This is a genomic window from Streptomyces sp. NPDC001728, assembly GCF_040297565.1.
GTDB lineage: Bacteria > Actinomycetota > Actinomycetes > Streptomycetales > Streptomycetaceae > Streptomyces.
The window spans coordinates 140,618-152,569 of sequence record NZ_JBEOZK010000020.1; the positions used below are offsets into that span (position 1 = coordinate 140,618).

At 71.7% G+C, this 11,952-nt stretch carries 11 protein-coding genes; 10 read left to right on the forward strand and 1 reads right to left on the reverse strand.

Annotated features, from left to right (window positions below):
- The first annotated feature begins 355 nt into the window (after positions 1 to 355).
- From ABT154_RS26605 to ABT154_RS26630, 6 genes are all read left to right on the forward strand, one after another.
- Positions 356 to 664 carry a DUF8827 family protein gene (locus ABT154_RS26605; protein ID WP_024757447.1) on the forward strand — a complete coding sequence of 103 codons (309 nt, stop codon included), beginning with the start codon at positions 356 to 358 and terminating at the stop codon, positions 662 to 664.
- 98 nt (positions 665 to 762) lie between these two features.
- Positions 763 to 1,602: a DUF8175 domain-containg protein gene (locus ABT154_RS26610; protein WP_351859765.1), complete on the forward strand. Its 840-nt coding sequence runs from the start codon at positions 763 to 765 to the stop codon at positions 1,600 to 1,602.
- Complete coding sequence (locus ABT154_RS26615; protein WP_351859767.1) at positions 1,592 to 2,902, forward strand: hypothetical protein; 1,311 nt, start codon at positions 1,592 to 1,594, stop codon at positions 2,900 to 2,902. Before ABT154_RS26610 ends, ABT154_RS26615 begins: the two co-directional genes overlap by 11 nt.
- Positions 2,899 to 4,452, forward strand: coding sequence for an SCO6880 family protein (locus ABT154_RS26620; protein WP_351859769.1), 1,554 nt, complete (start codon positions 2,899 to 2,901; stop codon positions 4,450 to 4,452). The genes ABT154_RS26615 and ABT154_RS26620 overlap by 4 nt, the downstream gene beginning before the upstream one ends.
- A gap of 20 nt (positions 4,453 to 4,472) precedes the next feature.
- Positions 4,473 to 5,867: an ATP-binding protein gene (locus ABT154_RS26625; protein WP_351859771.1), complete on the forward strand. Its 1,395-nt coding sequence runs from the start codon at positions 4,473 to 4,475 to the stop codon at positions 5,865 to 5,867.
- Complete coding sequence (locus ABT154_RS26630) at positions 5,868 to 7,457, forward strand: P-loop NTPase family protein (RefSeq protein ID WP_351859772.1); 1,590 nt, start codon at positions 5,868 to 5,870, stop codon at positions 7,455 to 7,457. It abuts the gene before it with no gap.
- Positions 7,458 to 7,518: 61 nt separating this feature from the next.
- Here ABT154_RS26630 and ABT154_RS26635 read toward each other — a convergent pair whose 3' ends face one another.
- Positions 7,519 to 8,076, reverse strand: coding sequence for a GNAT family N-acetyltransferase (locus ABT154_RS26635; protein ID WP_351859774.1), 558 nt, complete (start codon positions 8,074 to 8,076; stop codon positions 7,519 to 7,521).
- A 132-nt stretch (positions 8,077 to 8,208) separates the two neighbouring features.
- On the opposite strand from ABT154_RS26635, the gene ABT154_RS26640 reads away from it, so the two are divergent.
- Genes ABT154_RS26640 through ABT154_RS26655 form a run of 4 tightly spaced genes read left to right on the forward strand, consistent with a single transcriptional unit; the run spans position 8,209 to position 11,852 of the window.
- Positions 8,209 to 9,111 (forward strand): ABC transporter ATP-binding protein, encoded by a 903-nt coding sequence (locus ABT154_RS26640; protein ID WP_351859776.1) that lies wholly within the window; start codon positions 8,209 to 8,211, stop codon positions 9,109 to 9,111.
- Positions 9,108 to 9,929, forward strand: coding sequence for an ABC transporter permease (locus ABT154_RS26645; RefSeq protein WP_351859778.1), 822 nt, complete (start codon positions 9,108 to 9,110; stop codon positions 9,927 to 9,929). The genes ABT154_RS26640 and ABT154_RS26645 overlap by 4 nt, the downstream gene beginning before the upstream one ends.
- A 13-nt stretch (positions 9,930 to 9,942) precedes the next feature.
- The gene (locus ABT154_RS26650) at positions 9,943 to 11,187 is read left to right on the forward strand and encodes a sensor histidine kinase (protein WP_351859780.1); all 1,245 of its coding nucleotides are present in this window, start codon (positions 9,943 to 9,945) and stop codon (positions 11,185 to 11,187) included.
- Entirely contained in the window at positions 11,184 to 11,852 is a 669-nt protein-coding gene (locus tag ABT154_RS26655; RefSeq protein WP_351859782.1) for a response regulator, read from the forward strand. The genes ABT154_RS26650 and ABT154_RS26655 overlap by 4 nt, the downstream gene beginning before the upstream one ends.
- The last annotated feature ends 100 nt before the right edge of the window (positions 11,853 to 11,952 follow it).

Consider the following 11,952-nt stretch of genomic DNA (forward strand, 5'->3'; position numbering starts at 1 on the left):
CTCGGCTCATGGCAGTACGCCCCCGAGGGACAGTCTAGGCCGCGCGGCGCCCGCCGGGGCCGCTTGCGCGACACCCCCGGTCACCCCGCCCCCCTGACGCCGCCCCAAGAGTGCAACAACGACAATCATTGCCCGGAGTCACTCTCCGTGATACACAGAGTGACCATACGCTTCCTTGCATAGAAACCGGCCGCACCACCGCAGGTCAAGACGGTCAAGTCGGTCAGATGTGCGGGGATCGGGTAAAGAGAGCCGCCAAGCCGTCACACGCGGGCGGTTTCATCAGCGAAGATAGGGCGATGACCCATGCCGTCCGGCAGGGCCAACCAACTACCCCACAGGGGCGGTGAGTTACATGTACCTGGCGGCTGAAAAGGGTGACATCACCACCATCATCGGTGGAATCGCCCCGAACTGGGGGCCTTTCGGGAGCCTCGGCAACGAGGCCAAGGTGATGATCGAGGTCGTGATGGCCGTGGCCATCCTGCTCTGCCTCGGCATCGCCATCTGGGGAGCGGCCAAGCAGCGCATCGGCGCGACCGCCCTCCGGGACACGTTCAGCGCGGAACAGGGCAAGGGCCTGATCGTGGCCGGCCTGACCGGAGTCTTCATCATCGGCTCACTGGGGACGCTGTTCACCATCGTGTACGGGATGGCCGTCTGATTCCCCGTCGGACCCCGTCCACCTGAGAATGCGTTCCTGATGTCCAGTCATGTTGCAGCACTGCCCGTACCGCGAACCAGTGAGGGGGCGTACCCGGCATGAGTCCCGGTGACGAGCACGACAGCTTCGGCGGCGTGGGCGGATCGGGCCAGACCCGGACCCGCCTGCCCGAGGGCAACAGCGGCGACGTCTACGGCGGCGCCCGCCGCCCCGTCCGCAGCTCCCGTTCACTCATCACGGTCGTGGGCGTGGTCGTCGTCCTCGTCGCGGCCATCGCCTTCGCCAACCGCGGCGGCGGCGACCCGGCCGACGCGGCGGGCCCCTCCGGCACCACCCACGGCAAAGCGGCCCCCACGGCGGCGACGGGCGTCCGCCCGGTCACCGGCAAGAACGGCCGAATCCCCACGGGCTACCCCCACGACGACCAGGGCGCCCAGAGCGCGGCGACGAACTACGCGGTGGCGCTGGGGTCGGCGGAGATGTTCACGACCGTCGGCCGGAACGAGATCGTGCAAGCGGTCTACGCACCGGCGACCATCGCCGCCCGGCAGGGCGAACTCGACAAGGTCTACACCGACAAGGGATTCCTCGGCCGGGTCGGCCTCCAGGAGGACGGCACCGCCCCCGCCGGACTGACGTTCATCTCCCGTGTCATCCCCGTGGGGTCCAAGGTGGAGAGCTACGCCGACGACAAGGCGACGGTGTCGATCTGGTTCTCGTCCCTCTTCGGCCTGGCCGGGGAGGGTTCCCAGAACCCCGTGACCGAGTCCTGGTACACCACCTCGTACGAACTGCGATGGGGCGACGGCGACTGGAAGGTCACCGGCTTCAGCCAGAAGGACGGTCCTGTGCCCGTCGGCCGCGATCAGCGGGCGTCCACGGCCCAGGAGATGAGCGACGCTGTCGGCCAGTTCGGAGGCTTCACCTATGCCCGGTAAGCGGCTCCCGCTCGGCGTCAGGATCGCCGCCACGCTCGGTGCGGCACAGACGGCCCTCGTGCTGTTCGCCGGCCGGGCCTTCGCGGCGCCCACTCCCACGCCGACGCCCAGCCCGAGCGCCGGCGACAAGGCCTGCGAGCTGATCCGCGGCCCCGCACGGGACTTCTGCGAGCGGGGTCAGCCCGGCAGCGCCGACAAGACCCCCGCAACCGACCCCACCGCCGCCCTCGACCCCCTCTCCTCCCTCGCCCGCGGCTGCGCCGACGCCGCCATCGAGATCGTCGACAAGCTCTCCCAGGCCGTCAAAGCGACCGCCGACGTGGACTTCACCAACCCCGAGTTCCTCGGCCGCTACGCCATCGTCTTCGCCGCGTCGACCTTCCTCACGCTCCTCCTCTGGCTCCTCGCCGTCGCCAAGCGCGCCATCCGGGGCGTGCCCCTCACCACCGCCTTCTCCGAGGCCATCGGCTTCCTCTGGCTGACGGTCCTCGCCTCCGCGTTCACCCCGCTGATCCTCTACACCGTGGTCAACGCCACCGACGCCGTCACCGAGGTCGTCGCCTCCGGCACCGGTCAGCAGACCGACGTCTTCTTCGGCAGCTTCAAGCAGGCCCTCCAGAAGGGCGACAGCATCGGTGGCGGCCCCATCATGCTGATCATCGTGTCGCTGGTGACCGTCCTCGCCGCCGGCGTGCTCTACCTGGAGCTGTTCCTCCGCGCCGTGATGCTGTACGTCGGCGCCCTCCTCGGCGTCGTCGTCTACTCGGGGCTCGTCGACAAGAACATGTGGGGCCACGTCCGCCGCTGGGCGGGCATCATGATCGCGATCATCATGGTCAAACCGGTCATCGTCATCGTCCTCGGACTGGCCGGCGCGCTCTCCTCCGGCACCGGCCCCGACTCGTTCTCCGCCGTCGTGTCCGGCCTCGCGATCATCCTGCTCGCGATCTTCGCCTCCGGGATGATCTACCGCTTCGTCCCCGGCTTCGGCGACGAGATCGCCGCCTCCCGCAACAACCGCCTGCACCGCGCCGGCGAGAACGCGGCAGCGGCCGTCATCTCCTCCCCCGCGTCCCTCGTCTCCCAGGGCATCAAGACGCACAGCTCCCGCGGCGACGGCGGCGGCCAGTCCTCCCAGCCCGCCCGCGCCGCGAACCCGATGTCCGGCGGCATGGCCGCCCACAGCAGCCGCGGCGGCAGCGGTGGCGGCGCGACTCCCCCGCCCCCGCCCCGTAGCAGCAGTCCCACCGCGGGTACCCCGCACAGCAACCGCAAGAACTCTGGAGGTGCAGGGCGTTGACGACCCAGTCCCAGCCGGTCGCGCCCCGCCGTACGTATCTCGTGGGCCGCGCCCGGCCGAACGCGATCGTCGGCAAGAACCGCGAGACCGGCGAGATCGCCCTGATCATCGCCGGCGCCTTCCTCGGCATGATGAGCGGACTCCTCGTCCCCCTCCTCCCCCTGCGGATCGCGCTCCTCGCCGGCCTGCCCATGCTCGCGATCGCCGCCGTGTACCTGCCGTACAAGCACCGCACGTTCTACAAGTGGTTCGAGATCAACCGCAGCTACAAGCGGATGCTCAAGCGCGGTACCGCCTACCGCTCCGTCGTCACCGAGGCCGGCACCCGCCTCGACGGCCGCGAGGTCGAGGTCGGCCCGCCGCCCGGCATCGGCCGCGTCGGCTGGCTCGCCGCCCCCTTCGGCCCCGACGAGATCGCCGTCCTCCTGCACGCCGACCGCCGCACCGTCACCGCCGCCATCGAGATCGAGGGCCCCGGCGTCGGCCTGCGCGACAGCGAGGACCAGGAGGCCCTGGTCGACCGCTTCGGCACCCTCCTCAAGCACGTCGCCAACGGCGACGGTTTCGTGACCCGCCTCCAGATGCTGGCCCGTACGCTCCCCGCCGACCCCGACGCGCACGCCAAGGACGTCGGCCAGCGCGGCGACCCGCACGCGCCCGCGTGGCTCATGGAGTCGTACGACCAGCTCCAGTCGATGGTCTCCACCTCCAGCGAGCAGCACCGCGCGTATCTCGTCGCCTGCATGCACTACACGCGCGAACTCGCTGCCGAGGCCAACGCCATGGCCCGCGCCGCCCGGCACGCCTCCGGCGCCCGCAAGCTCGACCGCGACGCCGGCCTCGCCGTCGTCATGGCCCGCGAGCTCACCGACATCTGCGCCCGCCTCGCCGAGGCCGACATCCGCGTCCGCCAGCCCCTCGGGCAGTCCCGGCTGGCCTCCCTCGTGCACTCCATGTACGACCCGGACCACCCCATCGACCACATCCAGGCCATGACGAAACGAAACGCTTGGCCGGCCGAACTCGACGCGATGGAAGCGACGTACCTCCAGGCCAAGACCCGCGAGTCCTCCACCCGCGCCCCCTGGTGCCACGCCACGGCCTGGGTGAAGGAGTGGCCGATGACCCCGGTCGGCGTGAACTTCCTCGCCCCGCTCCTCGTCCACACCCCGGACGTCATCCGTACGGTCGCCGTGACCATGGACCTGGAGCCCACCGAGGTCGCCATCGAGCGGATGCTCACCGAGAAGACCAACGACGAGGCCGACGCCAGCCGCGCCGCCAAGATGAACCGCACGGTCGACCCGCGCGACATCGCCGCCCACGGCCGGCTCGACCAGCGGGGTGAAGATCTCGCCAGTGGCGCGGCAGGGGTGAACCTCGTCGGGTACATCACGGTGTCGTCGCGTTCGCCCGAGGCCCTGGCCCGGGACAAGCGCACGATCAGGGCCTCCGCCGGCAAGTCGTATCTGAAGCTGGAGTGGTGCGACCGCGAGCACCACCGGGCCTTTGTGAACACCTTGCCGTTCGCGACCGGCATCCGCCGCTAGGGCCGAAGGGGCACAGACCGATGCGAGATCCGCTGTCCGTCCTCACCGATGCCTTCACCTCCTTCGTCCTCGGGAAGGTGGAGACGACCCGCCTGCCCGTCCGCACCTCCACCGGGCAGGCCCAGGCCGTCTACCTGCCGACCGCCGCACCCGGCCTCGGCGACTCCGGCGTCATCATCGGCCGCGAGGTCTACAGCGGGAAGGGGTACATCTACGACCCCTTCCAGCTGTACGGGCAGCAACTGCCCGCCCCGCACTGGCTGGTCCTCGGCGAGTCCGGCAACGGCAAGTCGGCGCTGGAGAAGACGTACGTGCTCCGCCAGCTCCGCTTCCGCGACCGGCAGGTCGTGGTCCTCGACGCGCAGGGCGAGGACGGCGTCGGCGAATGGAACCTCATCGCCCAGGAGCTGGGGATAACCCCCATCCGCCTGGACCCGATGGTCGCCAACGACTCCGGTATCCGTCTGAACCCGCTCGACCCGTCGATCACGACCACGGGCCAGCTCGCGCTGCTCCGTACGATCATCGAGGTGGCGATGGGCCACGGCCTCGACGAGCGCTCCGGCTTCGCGCTCAAGGTGGCCCACGCCTACGTCACCGAGCACACCACCGACCGGCAGCCGATCCTCACCGACATCGTCGAGCGCCTGCGCCACCCCGAGGCCGAGTCCGCCGAGGCGATGAACGTCGACATAGACGACGTACGGGCCTGGGGCCTGGACGTCGCCCTCGTCCTGGACCGGCTGGTCGACGGTGACCTCCGGGGCATGTTCGACGGCCCGACGACCGTCGGCATCGACCTCGACGCACCCCTGATCGTCTTCGACCTGTCCCACATCGACCGCAACTCCATCGCCATGCCCATCCTCATGGCGATCGTCGGCGTGTGGCTGGAGCACACCTGGATCCGCCCCGACCGGAAGAAGCGCATCTTCCTGGTCGAGGAGGCCTGGCACATCATCAACAGCCCCTTCGTCGCCCAGCTGTTCCAGCGGCTGCTGAAGTTCGGCCGCCGCCTCGGCCTGTCCTTCGTCGCCGTCGTCCACCACCTCTCCGACGTCGTCGACGGAGCGGCGGCCAAGGAGGCGGCGGCGATCCTCAAGATGGCCTCCACCCGGACCATCTACGCCCAGAAGGCCGACGAGGCACGCAACACCGGCCGGGTCCTCGGCCTGCCACGCTGGGCGGTCGAGATCATCCCGACCCTCACCCCCGGCATCGCGGTCTGGGACGTCAACGGCAATGTGCAGGTGGTCAAACACCTCATCACCGAACGGGAACGCCCGCTGGTCTACACGGACCGCGCCATGACCGAGTCCTCCGTCTCCGACCCGGAACTGGAGTGGGAGACCGAACAGCGCGCGATCCTCATCGAGCAGCAGATGAACGGCACTTCGCAGTCGACGGTGGCATAAATGGAATCGGCACGAAAGGGAGGGGGCGGAGGCGGAGGAATCTCCGACGGGCTGCTGCTCAGCCTCTTCGCCCTCCTCCTCTGCTTCACGGTCCTGGTGTGGACGGCGACCGGGCTCTCGGGGCTCTTCTCCCACGGGGCCTGGCCGCAGGGCGTCGCCTTCACGGGCACCCCTTCGGCACTGCGCTCGCTGGCGACGGCCCCGACGGACCTCCCGGCGGCCTGGCCGTCCACCCCGCCGGGCCAGCTGTCGGGGTACGGCCTGTTCTGGGGTCTGCTGATCGGCGAGGCGATGATCCTCCTCGTCCTTGCGGTCTTCGCCCTGGGCACGGTGACCCGCTGGCGAGCGGTGCGCGCCCACAGGAAGGCGGGGGCGTACGGGACGGTCAGGCAGCCGGCACGGGCGGAGCCCGTACGGGAGTTCTCGGAGCCCGTACGGGAGACTCCGGAGCCCGTACGGGAGACTCCGGGGCCCGCACCCGAGGACCCCCTCCGGAAGCCTCAGACACCCCTGCGGAGGCCCGAGGAGCGCGAAGAGCCCGGGGAGCCCGTACGGGAAGAACAGCCCCTACCGGAGCCCGCACCCCCGGCCCCCCGCCGCCCGGCGGCAGAGCACCCCCCGACCGTGACTCCCCCACCCGCCCCGGCCCCGGCCCCCGCGGGAACCCCCCGCACCCTCTACGGCCCCCCGGAAGCCCGCCGCCCCGCCGCCGTGCAGGCCATCCGGGACGCCGAGGGCGCGGTCCTGGTCGTCACCTCCGACCCCACCGTCTGGTCCGCCACCAAGGACGCGCGCGGCAAACTCGGCCCGGTCCTCGTCCACGACCCCGGCCACCTCTGCGACACCCCGGCCCGGCTCCACTGGTCGCCGTCCGAGCACTGCGAGGACCCGGCGGTGGCCAAGGAACGGGCGATCGCCCTGCTGGCCCCCGTACGCCCCCACGCCCGCCTGGACGCGGCCACCGCCGACACCGCCGAAACGCTCCTGCACTGCTGGCTGCACGCCGCCGCCGTCGACGGACGCCCCTTCCGCCAGGTCCACCGCTGGGCACAGGGCGCCGGCGCCCACGAGCCGGTACGCATCCTCCGCAGCCACCCGAAGGCGGCCTCTGGCCATGCGGGCCTGCTCGAATCGGCGCTCACCGCGCACCCCGAAAGCCGCCGCCTGGCCCAGGAACTGACGGCCCGCGCGCTGGGGGCACTCTCCTCGATCCACATCAGGGACGCCTGCACACCGAACCGAACGGATTCGCTGGCCCTGGCATCTTTCCTCCCCGAAGGGGGCACCCTCTACGTGGTGGGGGAACCGATCGAGGATCCCCGCACCCACCCCGGCGCGATGCCGCTCCTCACCGCGCTCGCCGCAAGCGTGGTCGAGCACGGCCGCCGCATGGCCGCACGGTCATCCGACGGTCGGCTCGACCCACCAATGACGCTCGTCCTCGACGACGTCGCCGCCGTGGCCCCGCTCCCCCAGCTCCCCGCGCTGCTCGCCGGCGGCCACACCCAGGGCCTGCCGACCCTGGCCCTGCTCCGCTCCCGCGAACAGGCCCGGTCCCGCTGGCCGGAGTACGCGCCGAACACCGTCTGAGACACCGGGCCGGCCGAGCCGCGCGAGCGGCCGGCCCGGCCCGGCACGACACCCACCGGCCTCAGACCGGCCGCCGCAGCTCGTACTCGACCTCCATCGCCCTGTCCTGCCCCGGCACCGGCACCCGCACGCCCGAGGCCGTGAACCCGAATCGCCGGTAGAAGGCGTCCGCCCGCGCGTTGTCCTCGTGGACGTACAGCCGCACCCGCTCGACCGGCTCCGGCAGTGCCCAGGACCACTCCACGGCCGTCCGGAACAGCTCGTCGATCACACCCGTCCCGCGGACCTCGGGACGTACGTAGACCCCGACGATGTGCGTCTGGTCGGCCTTCGGCAGCGGCCCGAACGGCAGCTCGGCCCCGGTCCGTTCCACCAGGAGCGACACGGTGCCGACCCAGCGCCCGTCCGGGGTCTCGGCCACGAACTGCCGCACCTTCCCGTCGCCGTCCTCCGACGCGCCCGCGGCCCGGTCCCGCCAGAACTCGTCCGGGCGCTCGACAGCCGCCTCGTACGTGTCGAGGAAGGCGAGATGAGCGACCGGATCCCGCAGGGCCGCCAGGCGGATCTCGCGGGTCCGCTCCCACTCGTCGGCACGGATGACACGTATCGAAAGGTCCATGGCCAGATACTCCGACGCCCCCGCCCCCGCCGACAAGGCCTTTTCCCCGTGGTACCCCGGTACTACGCCCGCCGCCCGGCTCCCGCCCCCGGTCGGACGCCCGGCCGCCGCCCGCTCCCTAGCGTCGAAGACATGATCCGAGCAGAGAACCTCACCAAGAGGTACGGCGACACCACCGTCGTCCGGGACCTCAGCTTCACCGTCCACCCGGGCACCGTCACCGGCTTCCTCGGCCCCAACGGTGCCGGAAAGTCCACCACCCTCCGTATGATCCTCGGCCTCGACGCCCCCACCCACGGCCACGCCACCGTCGACGGCCTCCCCTACGCCCGCCACGGCGCCCCGCTCACCCGCGTCGGCGCCCTCCTCGAAGCCCGCTCCGTGCACCCCGGCCGGACCGCCCACCACCACCTCACGGCCCTCGCCCACACCCACGGCATCCCCGGGGCGCGGGTCGAGCGGGTGCTCGCCCTGACCGGCCTCACCCAGGTCGCCCACAAGCGCGTGAAGGGCTTCTCGCTCGGCATGGGCCAGCGCCTCGGCATCGCCGCCGCCCTCCTCGGCGACCCGGCCGCCGTCGTCCTCGACGAACCGGTCAACGGCCTCGACCCGGAGGGCGTCCTCTGGATCCGCACCCTCCTCAGGTCGCTGGCCGCCGAGGGCCGTACCGTCCTCGTCTCCTCGCACTTGATGAGCGAGATGGCCCTCACCGCCGACCACCTGATCGTCATCGGCAAGGGCCGGCTCCTCGCCGACACCACGGTCGAGGCACTCGTCCGCACCTCCGGCGGCACCTCCGTCAGGGTCGTCACCCCCGAGGCCGACCGGCTGCGCGCCCTGCTGCCGGGCGCCGGAATCACCGTCGATGCCCCCGACACCCTTCTCGTCACCGGCCCGGACGCCCCGGAGATCGGCCGCACGGCCGCCGCCCACGGCGTCCCCCTCCATGAACTCGCCCCGCAGGCCCCGTCCCTGGAGCAGGCGTTCATGGCCCTCACCCACGACTCCGTCGAGTACCAGGGAGCCCCCGTATGACGACCACCGCCAACCCCGAGGTCACCCCCGGGACCACCCCGACACCCCCCGGCACCGGCACCGTCACGCTCGCCCGCGTCGTCCACTCCGAGTGGCACAAACTCCGGACCCTCCGCTCCACCTGGATCACGGCCCTCACCGCCGCCGCCCTCGTCCTCGGCGTCGGCATCCTCATGGGCACCACCTACACCTCGGACGGCGGCGACTCCGACGTCGACACCGTCGTCCTCACCCTCTACGGCTCCCAGCTCGGCGCCATCGCCCTCGCCGTCCTCGGCATCCTCGTCACGGCCGGCGAATACGCGACGGGCACGATCCGCGCCACCCTCACCGCCGTCCCCACCCGGCTGCCCGTCCTGTGGGCGAAGGCCGCCGTCTTCACCGGCGCCGTCCTCACGGTCACCTTCGTCACCAACCTGCTGACCTTCCTCACCGCACAGCTCTTCCTCTCCGACACCGACCAGGCCGCCTCCCTCACCGACGACGGCGTCCTCGCCGCCCTCGCGGGCAACGCCGCCGGCCTCACCCTCCTCGGTCTCGTCGCCCTCGGCCTCGGCGCGGCCCTCCGCTCGGTCCCGGGCGCGATCGGCGCCTTCGTCGGCGGGGTCCTGATCGTCCCCGAGATCCTCGGGATGCTCCCCTACGGGGCGATGGAGACGGCCGTCCGGTACTTCCCCACCCAGGCGGCCGGCGTCCTCGGCTCCGCCACCCCGCTGCCGGACGCCGCCTCCCCCGGAGCCGCACTCCTCGCCCTGCTCCTGTGGGCGGCGGCGGCACTCGCGGTCCCCGCGCTGTTGCTCAAGCGCCGCGACGTATGAGGATGATGACGGGGTGACCACGCACACCACGGGAGCGACGGGCCTCAGCGGACGCGTCCAGCAGCTGATCACCCTGGTCCGCGCCGCCGACGCCCGCCGCCCCCGGGTCTGGGACGCCGCCCTGACCCTCTTCTGGACGGGGGCGGTGCTCGTGGACGCGTCCGGCGGCTGGCGGAACACCGCCCCCGATCCGACCGTCCCCACCTGGCAGGTGGTCGTCCTCAGCCTGGGCCTCGCCCTCCCCCTCTGCCTGCGCCGCCGCCGGCCCATGGCCGCCCTCACGGTGATGGCCTGCGCGGCACTCGGCAGCGCCGTCTCGGGCGCTTTCCTCCAGGCCGTGTACCTCCAGCTCATCCCGCTCTTCCACCTCGCGCTGACACGCCGGCCCCGGGCTCTGCTGTGGGCCCTGGCCCTGCTCCTGCCGCCGCTCGTGACGGGCGCCCTCCTGTACCCGCGCGGCAGCTGGGACCAGCACGTCGTCCCCACCCTGTCGACCTACGCGCTCGTCTCCCTCCTCGGCATCGTCGTCCGCTCCCGCAGGGACCACAACGCCGGTCTCGTCGACCGGGCCCGCCGTCTGGAGATCGAACGCGACCAGGAGGTCCGGCTCGCGGCGGCGGCCGAACGCACCCGTATCGCCCGCGAGATGCACGACATCATCGGCCACAACCTCTCGGTCATCACCGGCCTCGCGGACGGCGGCCGTTACGCGGCGGCCAAGAACCCCGAACGGGCCGCCCAGGCCCTCGAAGCGATCGGTACGACGAGCCGCGAGGCCCTCGCCGAACTCCGCCGCCTGCTCGGCGTCCTGCGCGACGACGAGCAGGAGGCGGCCCGCGACCCCCAGCCGACCCTGGCCGACCTGGACACCCTGATCACGGGCGTACGCAAGGCAGGCCTGCCGGTCCGCTACGAGGTCCACGACGACGAGCCGGCCGCCCAACTCCTCCCGCCGGGGGCCCAGCTGACGGTCTACCGGGTCGTCCAGGAGGCCCTGACCAATACCCTGAAGCACGCGGGCGGGGGTACGAGGGCAGCCGTCCTGCTGACGTACACCGCGCGGGAGGCAACGGTGGAGATCACGAACACGGGCCCGCACCCGACCGCCCCGGCAACCGCGGTCTCCTCACCGGGCCAGGGGCTCATGGGCATGCGGGAACGCGCGGCCCTCTACGACGGCACACTCGACAGCGGCCCCCTGCCGGCCGGCGGCTGGCAGGTCAGGCTCCGACTCCCCCGGGAGGAATTCCCCTCGTGACGACCGTTCTCATCGCCGACGACCAGCCGATGCAGCGCTTCGGCTTCCGCATGCTGCTGGAGAGCCAGGACGACATGGCGGTCGTCGGGGAGGCCTCGAACGGCACCGAGGCGATCCGCCTGGTCGACCGGCACCACCCCGACGTCGTCCTGATGGACATCCGGATGCCCGGCCTCGACGGCATCGAGGCCACCCGCCGCATCATCGCGACGGGGGCCCGCACCCGGATCCTGATCGTCACGACCTTCGACCTCGACGAGTACGCGTACGACGGTCTGCGCGCCGGCGCCAGCGGCTTCCTGGTGAAGGACGCCCAGCCGGAAGAGCTGCTGGCCGGAATCCGCGCGGTGGCGAGCGGCGACGCGGTCGTCGCCCCGAGCCTCACCCGCCGCCTCCTGGACGCGTACGTCCATCACCTGCCGCAGTCCCCCACGGCGGATCCCCGCCCGGAGGACCCCCGTCTCGTCTCCCTGACGGAACGGGAACGCGAGATCCTCACGGTCATCGGCCAGGGCTGGACGAACACGGAGATCGCGGAGCGTCTCCATCTCGCGGAATCGACGGTGAAGACCCATGTGGGCCGCATCCTGTCGAAGACGGGCGCCCGGGACCGGGTCCAAGCGGTGATCCTGGCCTACGACACCGAGTTGGTCACGCCGGCCTGACCCGGTGGGGTTCCGGCCCGTAAACGCAGAAAAGCCCCGCACCATGAGGTGCGGGGCTTTCCCACAATGATTGTTCGGCGGCGTCCTACTCTCCCACAGG

What these genes read in the sequence shown, in the direction of transcription:
- ABT154_RS26605 (WP_024757447.1), top strand. Translation starts at nt 356, where the DNA reads ATGTACCTGGCGGCTGAAAAGGGTGACATCACCACCATCATCGGTGGA.
- ABT154_RS26615 (WP_351859767.1), top strand. Translation starts at nt 1,592, where the DNA reads ATGCCCGGTAAGCGGCTCCCGCTCGGCGTCAGGATCGCCGCCACGCTC.
- ABT154_RS26635 (WP_351859774.1), bottom strand. Translation starts at nt 8,076, where the DNA reads ATGGACCTTTCGATACGTGTCATCCGTGCCGACGAGTGGGAGCGGACC.
- ABT154_RS26640 (WP_351859776.1), top strand. Translation starts at nt 8,209, where the DNA reads ATGATCCGAGCAGAGAACCTCACCAAGAGGTACGGCGACACCACCGTC.
- ABT154_RS26630 (WP_351859772.1), top strand. Translation starts at nt 5,868, where the DNA reads ATGGAATCGGCACGAAAGGGAGGGGGCGGAGGCGGAGGAATCTCCGAC.
- ABT154_RS26645 (WP_351859778.1), top strand. Translation starts at nt 9,108, where the DNA reads ATGACGACCACCGCCAACCCCGAGGTCACCCCCGGGACCACCCCGACA.
- ABT154_RS26610 (WP_351859765.1), top strand. Translation starts at nt 763, where the DNA reads ATGAGTCCCGGTGACGAGCACGACAGCTTCGGCGGCGTGGGCGGATCG.
- ABT154_RS26625 (WP_351859771.1), top strand. Translation starts at nt 4,473, where the DNA reads ATGCGAGATCCGCTGTCCGTCCTCACCGATGCCTTCACCTCCTTCGTC.